This is a genomic window from Achromobacter sp. GW823-FHT04E03 (assembly GCF_058796095.1).
The window spans coordinates 2,006,048-2,023,055 of record NZ_JBXAIJ010000001.1 but is presented as its reverse complement, the minus strand read 5'-3'; the positions used below and the strand labels follow the sequence as shown (position 1 = coordinate 2,023,055).

Sequence of the window (17,008 nt, the reverse complement as noted above, 5' to 3'; positions counted from 1 at the left end):
AATCAACCTCCGGTTTGTGCCCGCGCAGTTTCCCACACATGCGTCCAGCCTGGGGCCAGATGCGCGGCGCGCTCGGCGGCCAGGATCAGGCTGTCCTCGCGGGCGATGCCGCGGCCGGCAATGTCGAAGGCGGTGCCGTGGTCGACGGACACGCGCACGACGGGCAGGCCCACCGTGATGTTGACGCCGTCGTCGCCGTAGACCGCCTTGAAGGGCGCGTGGCCCTGGTCGTGGTAACAGGCGATCACGAACTTCCACTTGCCGCGCACGGCTTGCGGGAACAGCGCATCGGCCGGAATCGGGCCTGCGGCCAGGATGCCGGCGGCATTGGCTTCGGCCACCGCGGGCGCCAGGATGTCGGCGTCTTCGGTGCCGAAGATGCCGTTTTCGCCGGCATGCGGATTCAGGCCCGAGACTGCCACCGGCTGGTCGCCGCGGCCCAGCGCCTTGGCGAACGAGCCGGCCAGGCGCAGCACTGCGCGCATGCGCGCAGGGGTCAGGTCTTCGATGGCCTGGCGCAGCGACACGTGAGTGGTGGCGTGGAAAATGTAGAGGTCGCCGGCCGACAGCACCAGCGAGAAGGTCTTGACGCCGAACTCGTGCGCCAGCAGTTCGGTGTGGCCGGGCCACTTGTGGCCGGCGGCGTGCATGGCGGCCTTGTTCAGCGGGGCGGTGACGATGCCGTCGACCTCGCCGGCGCGCGCCAGGGCGCAGGCCGTGGTGACAAAGCGCACCGAGCCGTCGCCCGCGTCCGCGCTGATCTCGCCCAGCTTTACATGGGCCAGCGACGGGCCGGCCTGCAGCACTTCGATCGTGCCGGGCGTGTTGGCGCAGTCGGCCGCGCGGTCCAGCTTGCGCACGATGGCGGGGTCGCCGCCCAGGCCGCGTACGGCGTTGGCCATCACGTCAACGTCGCCGACCACGAGCAGGCGGGCCTTCTGGCGCAGTTCGTCATGGCCCATCAGCATCTTGGCCGTGATTTCCGGCCCGATGCCCGCCACGTCGCCCAGGGTTACGGCCAGCAGGGGCAGTTTGCCCGGTTGGGGTTGTGTCATCGCTTGAATCTCCTGTCGCGGATCGCGCGCACCGCGCGAACCAGTACATCTTCGGTGCCAAAGCCGCCGGCCTTGGTCACCACGGGCAGGCCGGCGGCCGTGCCTCCGGTCAGCGTGCCCAAAGGCACGCCGCCCATCACTTCATCCACCAGCGCGATGCCGCGGGCGCCCAGCGCCACCAGCACGCTGCGTGCGCCGTCGCCGCCGGTGGCGACCACGCCGGCCGCGTTCGCGCTGGCGATCAATTGCGCGGCCAGGCCGCCCAGGCGTTCGGCGACGGTCTCGGAATCCAGGCCGTCCAACTGGCCTTCGGGCGCCAGCAGCAGCACCGTGCCGGCTTGCGCGGGCGACTGGGCATGCGCCTGCAGCAGCGGCTGGCTCCAGGCCTGCCATGCTGCGTCGTCGGCCAATTGGGCCAGCGAGGGCGTCCAGGTGTCGGCGCCCGAGGCTTGCAGAGCCGCGGCTTGCGCGCGTGCCGCGCTGTGCTGCGAGGTCACCACCACCACGACCGGCGCGGTCTGGTCGGCGCCGGCCCAAACGCGGGCCAGCGGTACGGCAAGGCCGCCCGCGCCCACGGGCAGGGCGTGCACACCCAGCAAGCCGATGGCGCGCGCCAGGCGTTCCAGGTCGGCTTCGGTGGCGGCGTCAACCACCACGGTGTTGCCGGCCGCGCGGATGCGCGCCGCCAGCGTTTGCGGCGTGTCGCCTGCCTGCGCCGCTACATGGGCGCAGCCCAGCAGGGTGGGGATATGGCTTTCGGTCACGGGGGTGACCGGATCGGTGGCCGCCGAGGTCTCGGTGACCGGCTTGCCATTGACGTAGAGCACGCCTTGTTCGACGGTGCGGCCGGTGGCCGGGAAAGCCGGGCAGATCACCGCAATGGTGTCCGGGCCCCAGGCCTTGCGCGCCGCATCGATCTCGGCCTTGAAGGCGCCACGCAAGGTGGAATCCACCTTCTTGTACAGGCGTGTGACGCCGGCCGCGCGCAGGCGGCGCACGTTGTGCCCGACGACTTCGGCCGCGTCGGCGGTCGACAGGGGGCGGCTGTTGGTCGTGACCGCCAGCACTTCCACGCCGGCGGCGCCAGGACCGGACAGCGCCTCGTCGGCGCCGCCGATGGACAGATGGGTGTTCCAGCCGGCGCGCACGAACTGCACCGCCGTGTCGCCGGACCCGGTCAGGTCATCGGCGACGATGGCGATGGCGGGATTCAAAGCGCCTCTCCGCGCGCTTCACGCAGGGCGGGCGCGACCGTGGGGTCGGCGTCCTCGGATTTGAGTTCGCCGGCGCGCTTGAGGAAGTACGAGGCCAGCATCGGCGCCAGGATCGAACTGATCAGCACGCAGGCGGCGACCTGCGCGGTGGCGGTCGACACGTACTGCTGGAAGTTGGGGTCTGCGGCCGCCACCACGGCCGGGGTCGCGATGGCGTTGCCGGCGGTGGTGCCGGCTGCGAAGCCCAGGCCGCTCTTGCCGCCGCGGCGCAGGATGTAGCGATAGCCCAGGTAGACCAGGCCGCCGGTGATGGGGCTGATGATCAGGCCCAGGATCAGGCCGCTGACGCCGCCGGAAACCACGGCGCCCAGGTTGATGCCGGTGCCCAGCGCGAAGGCGAAGAACGGGATGACGATGTTGGGCACGGGCTTGAGCACGTCGCGCCACTTGGGGTCCAGGTTGCCGACCACCACGCCCAGCAGGAACGGCACCAGCGCCGCCACCAGGGCGATCATGGGGATGTCGGCCAGGCCCGAGGCGCCCAGGAACAGCAGGCTGAAGAAGGGGCCGTCGTTGACCGCGCTGGCCACATAGGCGCCGCGGTCGCGGGCATCTCCGTACTGGCCGGTATAGGCCAGCCACAAGCCGCCGTTGCTGTTGTCGAAGGCGGCCAGCAGCGCCAGGATGGAGACGCCCAGCACGCCGTCCAGGCCGACGTAGCTGCCCAGGATGATGATGAGGGTGGCGGGCACCAGCGTCTTCATCAGCAGGATGGTGCCGGCGGTGGCCAGGATGGGGCCGCCGGTGCGCGCATTGACCTGGGTGCCGGTGGCGAAGATCAGCAGCGCGATCAGGGGCAGGGCGCTGTTCTTGAACAGTGCCGTGGTGAACCCGCCGATCGCCAGGGCGTCGGGAGCGAAGGTGCCGATCAGGGAACCCAGGATCAGCGGCACCAGCATCAATCCACCGGGGATTTTCTGCATCGTGCCAAAAAAGGGCGAGCGGGAAGTTTCGGTCGACACTATCGGAGTCTCCAGGACGGTTTTTCTGGGTTGCAGACGTTCGAGCGCGCGTCTGTCAGACGGTTGAACAGGGATGAAAAACCGTAGTGTACACCTGTACGTACAGCATGTACGTACAGGTTCCCAGGCCCGGAGGCAGTTCCGATTTTAGAAGCGGTAGGCGCCGCTCAGCATGACGGTGCGGCGCGCGCCGTAGAAGCAGTCGCCGCGATCCAGGCAGACCACCTCATAAGTGCGGTCCGCGATGTTGTTCACGTTCAGCGCATAGCGCCAGGGGCCATTGTCGTAGCTGAGCATGGCGTCGAACAGCGTGACCGCCGGGGTTTCCGGGGCGCCACCGTCGCGGAACGCCGACAGGTAGCGCACGCCCGCGCCCACCGCGAACCCGGGCTGGCCGGCCAGCGCGAAGCGGTACTTGCCCCACATGGAGGCGATGTGCTTGGGCTGGGCCTCAAGCTGCGGGTCCAGGTCGGTGTAGATATAGTTGGCGATCACGTCCAGTTCCTTGGTGACGCGGCCGCGCAGTTCCAGCTCCACGCCGCGGGTACGGGTCTTGCCGGCCTGGATCTGGTTGTTGGGATTGTCCGGGTCGTTGGTCTGGCGATTCTTCTCGCGCAGGTCATAGGCGGCCGCGGTGAATTCGATGTCGGCGTCCTTCGGCATGTACTTGATGCCAGCCTCCACCTGTTTGCCGCGCATGGGCTTCCAGCGCTGGTTGTAGAAGTCGGCGCCGGCGATGGGCGTGAACGATTCGCTGTAGCTGAGGTAGGGCGACCAGCCGTTGTCAGCGGCATACATGAGGCCGAAACGCTTGGTGGTGGCCATGTCGGTTTCCCGGTCCTGGCCTTCGGTGGTGCTGTCGGCGCGGTCGCGGCGGATGCCGGCCAGGAAGATCCAGTTCTTGTCGAATTTGATCTGGTCCTGCGCGTAGAAGCCGATCTGCTGCTGATTGATCTTGGGGTTGTCCGACAGTTCGTACTCGGGCACGTTGCCGTACACGGGGTGGTACAGGTTCAGCGGCGAGCCCGCGCCGCTGGCCGTCTGGCTGGTCTCGCGGTAGCGCGAATAATCCATGCCGAAGATCACCGTGTGCTCCGTGCGGCCCCAGTTCAGCTTGCCTTCCACGTTCTGGTCCGCCAGCAACGTGCGCATGCGCGGCTTGTTGACATAGAAAATGCGGTCGACGGTGGTCTGTTCCGGATCGATGTAGGAATCGCCGCGGCGCGCGCCGTAGACGTTGGGATAGAGCGTCTTGTAGTCGACGCTGCTGACCGTATTGCGGAAGTTCTGGCGCACCTTCCAGGTGTCGTTGAACTGATGCTCGAACAGCCAGCCGACGCTGAACTGCTCCGTGTCGTAGGCGTCGAAGCCCGGTTCGCTGGCGAAGCGACGGGTCGGGATGCGGCCGTTGGGATTTTCCTGCACCGAGCCGCTCCACGGCAGGAAGGATTGCGTGGTGCCGGCGCGATCCTTCTGCCAGGTGGCCTGCAATGTCAGCGAGGTGGCTGCGCTGGGGCGCCAGGTCAGGGACGGCGCCAGCATCAGGCGGTCGTCCGGCGCGTACTGGACCTGGGTATCGCTGTCGCGTCCCACGGCGATCACGCGGTATAGCCACTGGCCGTCCTCGCTGGCCGAGCCCGTGAGGTCGGCCTGGATTTCGCGGCGGTTGTGATTGCCCAGCACGACGCCGATCTCGCGCTGCGTTTCCTCCTGCGGGCGCTTGCTGACCAGGTTGACGATGCCGCCCGTGCTGCCCTGTCCGTACAGCATGGAGGCGGGCCCGCGCAGCACTTCCACGCGCTCCATCGCATAGACCTCGGTGCGCGGGTTGTTGAAACTGAAGTACTGGCGCAGGCCGTCCAGGTACTGCACCGGCTCCACGCCGCGGACGCGCACGTAGTCGGCGCGGTTGTCCACGCCATACGCGTTGGGGCGCACGCCGGCCGCGTAGTTCATGGTGTCCTGGATGTTCTGCGCGCCCTGGTCCACGATCTGTTCACGCGGGATCACGGTGATGGCCTGGGGCGTTTCGGACAAGGGCGTGTCGGTCTTGGTCGCGGTGGCGCTGCGCGTGGCGACGTAGCCTTCTACCGGACTGGTCGCGGTTTCGCCGGTGCCGGTGACCTGCACGGCGGGCAGGATGGTGGCGGGTTCGCCGGATGCGGCGGGCTGGGCCTGCGCTGCGGCGCCCATGCAGGCGGCAAGCGCGGCGGCAGCAGGCAACAGGACCAGCGGCCGCGCGCGCCGGGCGGCGGGATCAGGGTGGCGTTTCAACGGATTTCCCCTTCGGCCTGAGTTCGGCCGATTTTGGATGTAAATGACAACGATAACTATTATTAATTTAATAGATCAAGGATGTCAGAAAATCCGCGGTCCGCAGATGTAAAAAAGCCGTGCAAAGCTTGCCGGGCGGTAAGGTGGACGACGAAAAACGCCGTCCTATCAGTGGCTTGGCGAGGTCAGGGAAAGGCGCGCGGGAGCCGCTCGCCTGTTGGCGAGGCGCGACAGAACGGCTCAGGCGTGGCGCGGCCGGCGGGTGCCGCCGTCGCGCCGGCTGGCTTTTTCCGAGACGATATTGCCCTCGGCCATGCGGCGGCCGCGCTGTTCGATGCGGCCCAGGAGGTCGCGCAGCAAGGCGACCTCGTCGGCGCTCAGGTCCTGCACCAGCAGGTCGTTCAGGTGCGAGACTTCGGGCAGCAAGGCGTCGTACAGGGTGCTGCCTTCGGCCGTGGCTTCCACACGCACCACGCGGCGGTCGGCGCTGTCGTGCAGGCGGCGCAGCCAGCCTTTTTCGCATAGCGCGCCCAGGGTGCGCGAGGTGCGCGCCAGATCCAGTTTTGCAGCGGCCGCCAGTTCAGCCGAACTCATGATGCCGCCCTCGACGGCACAGGCCAGCACCCGCCATTCGCGCCGCGTGATGCCGAAGCGTCCTTCGCACAGGCGCAGGAATACGGGATTCGATTGCGACCATGCCTGGTATAGCCGGTACATCAGCATGTCCGAAAGCTGGCGCTGCCCGGACGCGGAATCGGTCGGCATGGCGTCTCCTCCTGGTGGTGTTGCAGTTCGCGCTGCATATCGTTATGGGAAGTCCTGGATTAGATCAACAAATACGGGCGTTGCTAAAGTCAATTTTCCTATTTGAGTATCGGCCAGGCAGTGACAACCATAATCGACAGCGGGCCGCTGTCTCCAGGAGTTGACCATGCGTAAATGGATATCGGGCGCTGCCGCGGCGGCAATACTTGCGGGGGCCGCACCGTTGGCCGGCGCGCAGCAGGCCCCGCTGGACGGGACGTTGACGGTGGTGGTGGGTTATCCGCCAGGCGGCAGTTCGGACCGCATTGCGCGGCTGGTCGCGGACCGGCTCAAGGATCGGGTAGGCGTGCCCGTGGTGGTCGAGAACAAGACAGGGGCGGGCGGCCGCATCGCGGCGCAGGCGCTACACACGGCGCCGGCCGGCCAGAACGTGCTGATGCTCGCGAACCCGGCCGTGATGGTGGTGGCGCCGCTGGTCTATGCCCAACCGGGCTACGACGCGCAGCGCGACTTCAAGCCCGTGTCGCTGGTCAGCAGCTACAAATTTGCGATGGCGGTGGCGGCGAATTCACCGATCCAGGACCTGGCTGGCCTGCGGCAGTGGCTGAAGGCGAACCCCAAGCAGTTCGCCGTCGGCGTGCCGGCCACCGGCAGCCTGCCGCACTTCTTTGCGCTGATGCTGGGACGCGAACTGGGCCAGGAGCCGGAAGTGGTCGGATACCGCGGATCGGCGCCGCTGATTTCCGAATTGATAGGCGGCATCCTGCCGCAGGGCATAGACACGCTGGACACCTTGCTGCCGCAGCACCGCGCCGGCAAGATCCGCATCCTCGCCGTGTCCGGCGAGGCGCGCGATGCCGAACTCAAGGACGTGCCCACCTTCAAGGAAAGCGGGGTGAACCTTGCGGCAAACGGCTGGAACGCCTTCTTCGCACCGGCAGCGATGCCGCAGGCCAAGGCCGACAGGCTGGGCGCGGACATCGCGGCGGTGTTGCGCGAGCCCGCCATGCAGGAGGCCGTGCGCGCAGCCTACCTGGAGCCGGTATCGCTGGATGCGCGCGGCACAGCCGACGCCTTGACTGCGTACCGCGAGCAGTGGGAGCCCGTGGTGCGTGCATCCGGCTTCACGGCCACGCAATAGGAGGACGACGATGAGCGATGTGCAGAACGTGCTGTTCATCATGGCCGACCAGCTGCGGGCCGACCACCTGAGCTGTTATGGCCATCCTTATCTGCAGACGCCCAGCCTGGATGCGCTGGCCGCGCGCGGGGTGCGCTTTGACCGCGCCTTCGTGAACTCGGGCGTGTGCGGGCCTTCGCGCATGAGCTACTACACCGGCCGCTATCCCTCGCGCCACGGCGCCACCTGGAACCGCGTGCCGTTGTCGGTCAACGAGATCACGCTGGGCGAATACCTGGCGGGGCAGGGCCGCGAACTGGCTCTGGCCGGCAAGACTCACATCATCCCCGACAAGGCCGGCATGGAGCGGCTGTCGATCGATGGTTCCTCGGAGCTGGGCGCGCTGCTTGGCCGCGGCGGTTTCACCGAACTGGACCGCTACGACGGCCACCACACGCCGGGCGACGAAAGCGGCTATCCCGCCTTTCTGCGGCGCCACGGCTACGACAGCGCGGACCCCTGGACCGATTACGTGATCGCCGCGGTCGACGCCGCGGGGCAGGTGGTCAGCGGGTGGAACATGCGCAATGCGCACCTGCCGGCGCGCGTGGCCGAGCCGCATTCCGAGACCGCCTACATGACGGACCAGGCGCTGGACTTCATGAAACGGCGCGGCAGCCAGCCCTGGGTGCTGCACCTGAGCTACGTGAAACCGCATTGGCCCTACATGGCGCCGGATCCCTACCACAAGCGCTACACCCCGGACCAATGCCTGCCAGTGCGGCGCAACCATGAAGAACTGGAGAACGCGCATCCGGTGGTCGCGGCCTACCGGCAGCAGGAAGAGAGCGTCAGCTTTTCGACCGACGAATGCGTGCGCGTGGTGCGTCCCGCCTACCAGGGCCTGATCCGGCAGCTGGACGACCATCTGGGCCGGCTGTTCGACTACATGGAAGGCGCGGGCCTGATGAAGAACACGCTCATCGTGTTCACCGCGGATCATGGCGATTTTCTCGGCGACCATTGGCTGGGCGAAAAGGAGTTGTTCTACGACACCGTGCAGCGCGTGCCCTTCATTGTCATGGACCCCTCGGCTGCGGCCGACGCCACGCGCGGCCGCGCGTTGGACGACATGGTGGAAAGCGTGGACCTGGTGCCCACGGTGCTGCGCGCGCTGGGCAAGCCTGGACCCGGCCATCGGCTGGAAGGCCGCGAATTGCAGACCCTGCTGCACGGCCGCGATGGCGCGACTCCTTGGCGCGATTGCGTGTATTCGGAGCTGGACTACAGCTTCCGCCAGGCCCGCCTGTTGTGCGGCAAGACGCCGCAGAACGCCCGCGCCTGGTCGGTGCGCACGGACCGCTGGCGCTACGTGTACTGGCTGGACGAGCGTGAACAACTTTTCGACCTGCATGCCGATCCGGACGAGTTCCAGGACCTGGGCGCGAGCAGCGCGCATGCGCAAACGCGCCTGGAGCTGCGCCAGCGGCTGCTGGAATGGATGCTGCGCGGCAAGCGCCGTACCACCATCAGCGACGAGGCCGTGGAAAAGGCGACCAACGCCCACAAGCGGGCCGGAGTGTTTTTCGGGCAGTGGTAGGCCGGGCTGGCCCCAGCCGCCGGCCCGCGTTCGGCGCGAGCCGGTGGCTGTCCAGGCCTAACCCGGCTGCCGGACTTGCGCCTGTACGGCTTCCTGCGCCGCCGGTTTCAGTTCGCGGCGCAGGATCTTGCCGACGTTGGTGCGGGGCAGGTCATCGCGGAACTCGATGTAGCGGGGCACCTTGTAGCCCGTCAGCTGCTTGCGGCAATGCGCGATCAGGGTCTCGGCGTCCAACGCCGGATCCTTGCGGATCACATACAGCTTCACGGCTTCGCCTGAGCGCTCGTCGGGCACGCCCACCGCCGCCACTTCGCGCACGCCGGGATGCAGCGCGGCCACGTCCTCGACCTCGTTGGGATAGACGTTGAAGCCGGACACCAGGATCATGTCCTTCTTGCGGTCCACCAGGAACACATAGCCCTTTTCGTCCACGTAACCCACGTCGCCGGTACGCAGGAACCCGTCGGCATACAGGACCAGCGCGGTTTCGTCGGGCCGTTGCCAGTAGCCCTGTGTGACCTGGGGACCGCGCACGCAGATTTCGCCGGTCTCGCCCACGCCCAGTTCTTGGCCCGCATCGTCGCGGATGGAAATGTCGGTGGATGGCACGGGCAGGCCGATGGAACCGGTGAACTCCTGCACGTCCAGCGGATTGATCGTGACCGCGGGCGAGGTCTCGGTCAGGCCATAGGCCTGCGCCAGTGAGCGGCCGGTGACGGCGCGCCAGCGGTCGGCCACCGAGCGCTGCACCGCCATGCCGCCGCCCATCGTCAGGCGCAGCCGCGAGAAATCCAGGCGCGCGAAATCCGGGTTGTTGAGCAGGGCGTTGAACAGCGTGTTCACGCCCGTGAAGGCCGAGAACGGCACCTTGCGCATTTCCTTGACCAGCCCGGGAATGTCGCGCGGGTTGATGATGAGCAAATTGCTGGCGCCCATCTTCATGAAGGTCAGGCAGTTCGCGGTCAGCGCGAAGATGTGATACAGCGGCAAGGCGGTCACGATGCACTCCTCGCCTTCGGTCACCAGCGGCCGGACCCAGGCATAGGCCTGGCTCAGATTGGCCACCAGATTGCCGTGGGTGAGCATGGCCGCCTTGGCCACGCCGGTGGTGCCGCCGGTGTATTGCAGGCAGGCCAGGTCGCGCTGGTCCAGTTCCACTTCCGTGAAGGGCGCGGCGGCGCCGGCGCGCAGCGCATCGCCCAGCCGGATGGCGCCGGGCAGCGACCACGCGGGCACCATGCGCTTGACGCGGCGGACCACGAAGTCCACCAGGCGTCCCTTGAGCGGTCCCAGCAGCTCGCCGATGGACGTCACCACCACGCGTTCTATCGCGGTGCCGTCCAGGGCCTTCTGCACGGTAGCGGCAAAGTTGTCGGCGACCACGATGACGCGGGCGCCCGAATCGGCCAATTGGTGCTGCAGCTCATGCGGGGTATAGAGCGGGTTGCAGTTGACCACCACGCAGCCGGCGCGCAAGGCGCCGAACAGGCATACGGGGTATTGCAGCAGGTTGGGCATCATGAGCGCGACGCGGTCGCCGCGGCCCAGGCCGTTGGCGTGCAGCCAGGCCGCGAAGTCGCGCGTCAGCCGGTCGAGCTCGGCGTAGCTGAGGGACTTGCCCATGCTGATGTACGAGGTCTTGTCGGCGTAGCGCCGGCAACTTTCGCGCACGACCGACACCAGCGTCGTCACGCCGTCCATTTCGATGTCCGCAGGCACGCCCGCGGGGTAGCTTTTCTGCCAGATTCGTTCCATATGCCGGATTTCCGTGTGTGGCCTGTACAGCAAGAGAGCCTTTGGGCCCTAGCCGCCCAGCAGGGCTTTTTTCAGGGAGGCTTGCGCGGGTTTGTCGCCCAGCCAGACCCTCAGCAGGGCGCGCGCGAACGCGGGGCTGTCGATGCGGCCTTGCGGCTTGCCGTTATCGGTGACCGCGACGCCGCGGGCGTCGAAATCCAGGTCGACCACGTCGCCTTCGCGCACCGCGCCGATTTCCGCCATCAGGGCGGACAGGCGGGCGGCCGGCGCCTTCAGCTCGGCCAGCTCTTGCGCTGATGTATTGTCGCGCAATCCGTCCTGCAGGGCTTCGTCCAGGCTTTTGCTGTCGACGTCGCGCAGTAGCAAGAGGCGCATGCGGCGCGGCTCGTCGCTGTTGACCAGCGCAGCCGCATCGCCGCTTTTCGCGGTGGCGTACAGCGCCGCCACGTAGACCTTGACGACGAACTTGGTGCGTACGCCGGCGCCGTTCAGCACCAGCGCGCGGCCGCCTTCCGACAGGCTGTCCGGAACGCGCAGGCCGGCGACTTCGACGTCGGCGGCCTGTGCGGGGGCGCCGGCCAGGCAGGCGGCAAGCATGAGGCTCAGGGCGGCGATTCGCCCTCCGGGGATGCGACGCATGATTCTCCTCCAGTGTTCTTCTGCTTGTAGAACTTCTTGTCTGCGATATAGATCGTGCGTTCCACGACGGCGTAGACCACGCCGTCTCGGTCCTTGAGTTCCACCGTATAGGTCCGGGTGGTTTCATGGTCGCGCGCGAGGATTGCGCGGATTTCCGCGATTTCGTCGGGCGGGAGCCGGAAGTCCACATACAGCGTGGCGTACGCCGGCTTGCGGAAGCGTATGGTGGCCGCCTTGTCCCACACGATGTGGTCCGCGCCCAGCGCGGACATCAGCATCGTGGGGTGGGCGCCGTCGGTCACCGCGAACAGCGAACCGCCGTACATCGAGCCGACGATATTGCGGGTACGCCGCAGCAGCGGCAGCTTGATGCGGATGTGATGGAAATCCGCGGATACATGCACCACTTTGCCGCCGGTGGCGCGGAACGCGGGATGCAGGTTGAAGCCCACCCGCATCAGGCGCGCCCGCCAGGTCGGCGACAGGTTCTTGAACCAATAGGGCTTCATGTTCCGCGCCGCTCCGCCTACATCGCCTCGAACAGGCCGGCCGCGCCCATGCCGGTGCCGATGCACATGGTCACCAGGCCGTACTTGCCGCCGGTGCGGCGCAGGCCGTGGGTCAGGGTGGCCGTGCGGATCGCGCCCGTGGCGCCCAACGGGTGGCCTAGCGCGATTGCCCCGCCCAGCGGATTCACCTTGGCCGGATCCAGCTTCAGCTCGCGGATCACCGCCAGCGATTGGGCGGCGAAGGCCTCGTTCAGTTCGATCCAGTCCAGCGCGTCCTGGCCGATGTCGGCGCGTTGCAGCACCTTGGGGATCGCGGCGACCGGGCCGATGCCCATGACTTCGGGCGGTACGCCGGCCACGGCGAAGCCGGCAAAGCGCGCCAGCGGGCTCAGATTGAATTCGCGCAGGATGCGGTCGGACACCAGGATCACGGCGGCGGCGCCGTCGGACATCTGCGAGCTGTTGCCGGCGGTGACGCTGCCGCGCGCGGCGAACACCGGCTTCAAGCGGGCCAGCGCCTCGGCGCTGCTGTCCGGGCGGGGACCTTCGTCCGTCTCGACCAGGCGGCGCGCGACGCGCACCGTGCCGCTGGCGTCGCCGGGCTGGCGCGACACCGTTTCATAAGGCGTGATCTCGGCGCGGAAGTGGCCGGCGGCGATGGCCGCGCAGGCTTTCTGGTGCGAGGCCAGGGCGAAGGCGTCCTGGTCCTCGCGCGAGACCTTCCAGCGTTCGGCGACCTTCTCGCCGGTCAGGCCCATGCCGAAGGCCATGCCGATGTTTTCCTGGTGTTCGAAGATGGCGGGGTTCATCGACACCTTGTTGCCCATGATCTGCGGCATGGCGCTCATGGATTCGGTGCCTGCGCCGATCATGATGTCGGCCTCGCCGGTGCGGATGCGCGCCGCGGCATCGGCCACCGCCTGCAGGCCTGATGCGCAGAAGCGGTTCACGGTGACGCCGGCCACGCTTTGCGGCAGGCCGGCGAGCAACAGGCCGATGCGGGCCACGTTCATGCCTTGTTCGGCTTCCGGCATGGCGCAGCCGGCAATGACGTCATCGATGCGCGCGGCATCCAGGCCCGGGACCTGCGCCAGCGCGCCATTGAGCGCGGCGGCCAGCATGTCGTCGGGACGGGTGGCGATGTAGGCGCCGTTGCGCTTGCCCACCGGCAGGCGCGTGGCGGCGACGATGTAGGCGTCTTGAATCTGCTTGCTCATGTCAGTTCCTCAGGGGCTTGCCGGTGTCGAGAGTGTGGCGGATGCGGGCCTGGGTTTCAGGCGTGCGCAGCAGCGCCACGAATTCCTTGCGCTCCACGGCCAGCAGCCATTCCTCGTCCACCTTGGCGCCGGTGTCGACCTCGCCGCCGCACAGGGCCACGGCGGCGCTGCGCGCCACGCGGTAGTCGTGTGCGCTGATCATGCCGCCTTCGCGCATGTTGACCAGCACCATTTCAAAGTTGGCGATGCCATTGCGGCCCGCGACCGGAATGTCGCGCAAGCGGGGCGGCGGCGTGTAGCCGGCCTCGGCCGCGGCGCGGGCCTGGCCGATGGCGACGTACAGCAGCTCGTCCGGATGGAACACGACGATGTCATGCTCGCGGGCGAAGCCCGTGGCGATGGCTTCCAGCGCGCTCTTGGCGACCTGCGCCGTGGCGATGGTCTGGAATACCGGTTGCAGATAGGGGAAGACCTCGCCCGGCGTGGCTGTCTTGGCGGCCAGCGCCGCGGCGCGGCCGGCGAATTCCTTGCTGCCGCCGCCGGCCGGAATCAGCCCGACGCCGGCCTCGACCAGCCCGATATAGCTTTCCAGCGCCAGCACCCGGTGCGAGGCGTGCATCAGGAATTCGCAGCCGCCGCCCAACGCCATGCCCTGCACGGCCGCCACGGTGGGAATCTGCGCGTACTTGAACGACTGCGAGGCGCGCTGGAACTTTTCAACCGTGGCCTCCAGCATGTCCCATAGCCCGGCGGCGCAGGCCTCGGAGACCTGCTGCAGGTTGGCGCCCACGGCGAAGGGCGCGTCATGCCAGATGACCAGCCCGTCGTATTCGCGTTCGGCGCGCGCCACCGCCTGCAGGATGCCGTCGAGCACTTCCGCGCCCAGGGTGTGGTTCTTGGAGGTGACCGAGAGGATGGCCACGCCGGCGTCGACCTGCGGCAGGTTCCACAGGCGCACGCCTTCGTTTTCCCAGATCGTGACGCCGCGCTCGCTGGCGCCTTCGCCGTACACACGCTCGGGGAACAACTGGCGGCGGTACACCGGCAGCGTCGAGCGCGGGCTCAGCTGGCCGGTACGCGCGGAGTAGGAGCCTTCGGGCGCATGCACGCCGTTGCGGCCGGGTTCCAGCGCCCAGGCCGGCAGCGGCGCGTCGCTCATGGCCTGGCCGGCGGCGATGTCCTCGGCCACCGCGGCGGCGATGGCCTGCCAGCCGGCGGCCTGCCAGGTTTCGAACGGACCTTGGGCCCAGCCGAAGCCCCAGCGCATGGCCAGGTCCAGGTCGCGCGCATTGTCGGCCACGTGTTCGAGCTGCACGGCGCTGTAGTGGAAGATGTCGCGGAACAGGCTCCAGAGGAACTGGGCCTGGGGATGGCTGCTCGCGCGCAGCGCGGCGAAGCGCTTGCCCGGGTCGCGTTCCTTGAGCAGGGCGGCGACTTCGTCGGCCAACTTGCCGGCGCTGGGCACATAGTCCTGCGCCTTCAGGTCCAGCACCTGGATTTCGCGGCCCTGCTTGCGGTAGACGCCGGCGCCGGTCTTTTGCCCCAATGCGCCCTTGGCGATCAGCGCGGAGAGCCACTCGGGCAGCTTGAAATAGCGGTGCCAGGGGTCGTCCGGCAGATTCTTTTCCATGGTGCCGACCACGTGGGCCAGCGTGTCCAGGCCGACCACGTCGGCCGTGCGGTAGGTGGCGCTCTTGGGGCGGCCGATCTTCGGGCCGGTCAGGGCGTCGACCTCATCGAACGCCAGGCCCAGGCGGGCCGTGTGGTGCATGGCTGCCAGGATCGAGAACACGCCGATGCGGTTGGCAACGAAGTTGGGTGTGTCCAGCGCGCGGATCACGCCCTTGCCCAGGGTCGAGGTCAGCCAGGTTTCGAGCTGATCCAGCACGGCGGGCTGGGTGTGCGAAGTGGCGATGATTTCCACCAGCCGCATGTAGCGGGGCGGATTGAAGAAGTGGATGCCGCAGAAGCGGTCGCGCAGGCCCGCGGGCAGGGCGTTGGCCAGCGCGTCGATCGACAGGCCCGATGTATTGGAGGCGATGATGGCGCCCGGGGCCACGTGCGGCGCGATGCGCTCGTACAGCGCGGTCTTCCAGTCCATGCGCTCGGCGATGGCCTCGATGACCAGGTCGCAGCCGCGCAGGCGTTCGAGGTCGTCGTCGTAGTTGGCGGGCGTGATGTACGCCAGGCGCGCCGCGCCGGCCAGGGGCGCGGGCTCCAGCTTCTTCAAGCCGGCGATCGCTTTCTTGACCGTGCCGTTGCGGTCGCCTTCGGGGGCGGCCAGGTCGAACAGCGTGACGGGCACGCCGGCATTGGCCAGATGGGCGGCGATCTGCGCACCCATGACGCCGGCCCCCAGGACGGCGACGTGTTTGACGACGAACTTGCTCAAGGCAGTCTCCTGAAAAAAACGAATGGCGGGCCGGACCGGGCCGGACCGCCATCCGGGGCGGGTTAGAAGCGGGACGACAGCTGTATGCCCAGGATGTGGGCATTGCTGTCATAGGTGCCCGCCACGCGGCCCTTGGTCAGCTGGTTGCCGGACGTGGTGTCGATGTCCGTCTTGCGCAGGTAGAGATAGGTATAGCCCACGTCCAGCGTGGTGTCCTTGGTGGCCTGCCACTGAATACCGGTCGAAAGCCAGTAGCGGTCGTTGTCCGGCAGCGAGGTCGGACGGTCGGCTTCCTTGTACACGGGCGATTGGTCGAAGGCGACGCCGACCTTCCACTTCCAGTTGGGCGCGAACTTGTAGTTGGCGCCCAGCGCGACGCGCCAGCTGTCGCGGAAGTTCAGCGGCAGGTCGTCGTCGCGCGCACCCGGCCCCGAGTTGCGGATCTTCAGATTGGGAATGCTGCTCCAGCCGGTCCACGAGACGTCGCCCAGCAGTTCCCAGCGTTCGTTCAGCTGGTGCGCCGCGCTCAGGATCAGGGTGTCGGGCAGGGACACGGTGGCCTTGGCGTCGAACGACACCGAGTTGCCGCGCGGATAGATGCTGGTGATGTCGGTGTCGCCCTTCGCGGTGTGCTTGATCTTCGAGCGGTAGGACAGGCCGATGCGGGTGTCTTCGGTGGGTTGCAGCATGAAGCCCACGTTCCAGCCCCAGGCATCGCCCTTGAGATTCAGGTCGGCGTCGCCGGTCGTGCCCAGCGGCATGCCGGGAACCGGCAGCACGGTCTTCTTCTTGTAATTGGCGTCGATGTGCTGCCAGTTCACGCCAAAACCCATGGAGAACTTTTCGTTGACCTTGTAGGCGATCGAGGGGTTGACGTTGATCGTCTTGATCTCGAACTTGTTGGAGTGGTACTGGCCCACCCAGCCGTCGTCGTACTCGGTCATGAGCCCGAACGGGGCGCCCACGCCCAGGCCGATGAACCATTGCTCGTTCAACTGCCAGGAGGCGTACATATTGGGCACCACGCCGAGGTTGCCCGCGTCGCCGCCGTTGCCGCCGGTCGGGCGCGATCCGCCCAGGCCGGTGCCCGGCAGGCCGGGAATGCTGGGGTTGCGGCTGTCGCCGTTGTCTGAAAACTTGAATGACGGCTTGATCAGGTTGACGCCGCCGGACACATTGAAGCCGGGCAGGTAGGTCATGCCGGCCGGGTTGTAATAGATGATGCTGGCGTTCTCCGGATTCGCCGCAGAGCCTGCATAGGCGTTGCCCAGGCCGCTGGCGTTCTGCTCCAGGAGCTGAAAGCCGGCCGAGTGCGTTGCCGTGGATGCGCCCAGGCCGACCACGAGGGCCGACAAGGTGCTCAGGGACAATGAACGTCTGCTCATGGTACTGCCTCCTCGTGATGGATGATGTCTCTATGGCACTGCCGGTCTTGTCGTTCCGGTT

The 17,008-nt window shown here is 67.6% G+C and carries 13 protein-coding genes; 2 read left to right on the top strand and 11 right to left on the bottom strand.

Features of this window, described 5'->3' with window-relative positions; translation table 11 throughout:
• Positions 1-2: 2 nt before the first annotated feature.
• From pdxA to AC1RHV_RS09400, 5 genes are all read right to left on the bottom strand, one after another.
• On the bottom strand, positions 3-1,055 hold the full coding sequence (pdxA, locus tag AC1RHV_RS09420; RefSeq protein ID WP_054453127.1) for a 4-hydroxythreonine-4-phosphate dehydrogenase PdxA: 1,053 nt from the start codon (positions 1,053-1,055) through the stop codon (positions 3-5).
• On the bottom strand, positions 1,052-2,269 hold the full coding sequence (gene dtnK / locus AC1RHV_RS09415; protein ID WP_306652181.1) for a D-threonate kinase: 1,218 nt from the start codon (positions 2,267-2,269) through the stop codon (positions 1,052-1,054). Before dtnK ends, pdxA begins: the two co-directional genes overlap by 4 nt.
• The gene (locus AC1RHV_RS09410; RefSeq protein ID WP_082400881.1) at positions 2,266-3,291 is read right to left on the bottom strand and encodes a 2-keto-3-deoxygluconate permease; all 1,026 of its coding nucleotides are present in this window, start codon (positions 3,289-3,291) and stop codon (positions 2,266-2,268) included. The genes dtnK and AC1RHV_RS09410 overlap by 4 nt, the downstream gene beginning before the upstream one ends.
• Positions 3,292-3,438: 147 nt before the next feature.
• Positions 3,439-5,484, bottom strand: a complete 2,046-nt coding sequence (locus tag AC1RHV_RS09405) for a TonB-dependent siderophore receptor (RefSeq protein WP_225590530.1) — start codon at positions 5,482-5,484, stop codon at positions 3,439-3,441.
• 321 nt (positions 5,485-5,805) lie between these two features.
• Entirely contained in the window at positions 5,806-6,330 is a 525-nt protein-coding gene (locus AC1RHV_RS09400; RefSeq protein WP_054453118.1) for a MarR family winged helix-turn-helix transcriptional regulator, read from the bottom strand.
• Between the two features lie 166 nt (positions 6,331-6,496).
• Here AC1RHV_RS09400 and AC1RHV_RS09395 point away from each other — a divergent pair, with 166 nt between their 5' ends.
• Together AC1RHV_RS09395 and AC1RHV_RS09390 are read left to right on the top strand one after the other, a co-directional pair.
• Entirely contained in the window at positions 6,497-7,471 is a 975-nt protein-coding gene (locus tag AC1RHV_RS09395) for a Bug family tripartite tricarboxylate transporter substrate binding protein (protein ID WP_054453116.1), read from the top strand.
• A gap of 10 nt (positions 7,472-7,481) precedes the next feature.
• Complete coding sequence (locus tag AC1RHV_RS09390; protein ID WP_192330943.1) at positions 7,482-9,050, top strand: sulfatase-like hydrolase/transferase; 1,569 nt, start codon at positions 7,482-7,484, stop codon at positions 9,048-9,050.
• A gap of 57 nt (positions 9,051-9,107) precedes the next feature.
• On the opposite strand, the gene AC1RHV_RS09385 is transcribed toward AC1RHV_RS09390, so the two are convergent.
• The 6 genes from AC1RHV_RS09385 to AC1RHV_RS09360 all read right to left on the bottom strand — a co-directional run bounded on the left by AC1RHV_RS09385 (position 9,108) and on the right by AC1RHV_RS09360 (position 16,947).
• A complete protein-coding gene (locus tag AC1RHV_RS09385; protein WP_119450037.1) occupies positions 9,108-10,805 on the bottom strand; it encodes an AMP-binding protein in 1,698 nt (565 codons plus the stop codon).
• Positions 10,806-10,853: 48 nt separating this feature from the next.
• Positions 10,854-11,444: a chalcone isomerase family protein gene (locus AC1RHV_RS09380; RefSeq protein ID WP_175181881.1), complete on the bottom strand. Its 591-nt coding sequence runs from the start codon at positions 11,442-11,444 to the stop codon at positions 10,854-10,856.
• Positions 11,408-11,953 carry a PaaI family thioesterase gene (locus tag AC1RHV_RS09375; RefSeq protein WP_054453108.1) on the bottom strand — a complete coding sequence of 182 codons (546 nt, stop codon included), beginning with the start codon at positions 11,951-11,953 and terminating at the stop codon, positions 11,408-11,410. The genes AC1RHV_RS09380 and AC1RHV_RS09375 overlap by 37 nt, the downstream gene beginning before the upstream one ends.
• Before the next feature lie 17 nt (positions 11,954-11,970).
• The gene (locus AC1RHV_RS09370; protein ID WP_492300528.1) at positions 11,971-13,170 is read right to left on the bottom strand and encodes an acetyl-CoA C-acyltransferase; all 1,200 of its coding nucleotides are present in this window, start codon (positions 13,168-13,170) and stop codon (positions 11,971-11,973) included.
• A gap of 1 nt (position 13,171) precedes the next feature.
• Positions 13,172-15,562: a 3-hydroxyacyl-CoA dehydrogenase/enoyl-CoA hydratase family protein gene (locus AC1RHV_RS09365; protein WP_119450034.1), complete on the bottom strand. Its 2,391-nt coding sequence runs from the start codon at positions 15,560-15,562 to the stop codon at positions 13,172-13,174.
• A 62-nt stretch (positions 15,563-15,624) separates the two neighbouring features.
• Positions 15,625-16,947 (bottom strand): OmpP1/FadL family transporter, encoded by a 1,323-nt coding sequence (locus tag AC1RHV_RS09360; protein WP_054453102.1) that lies wholly within the window; start codon positions 16,945-16,947, stop codon positions 15,625-15,627.
• Positions 16,948-17,008: the final 61 nt, after the last annotated feature.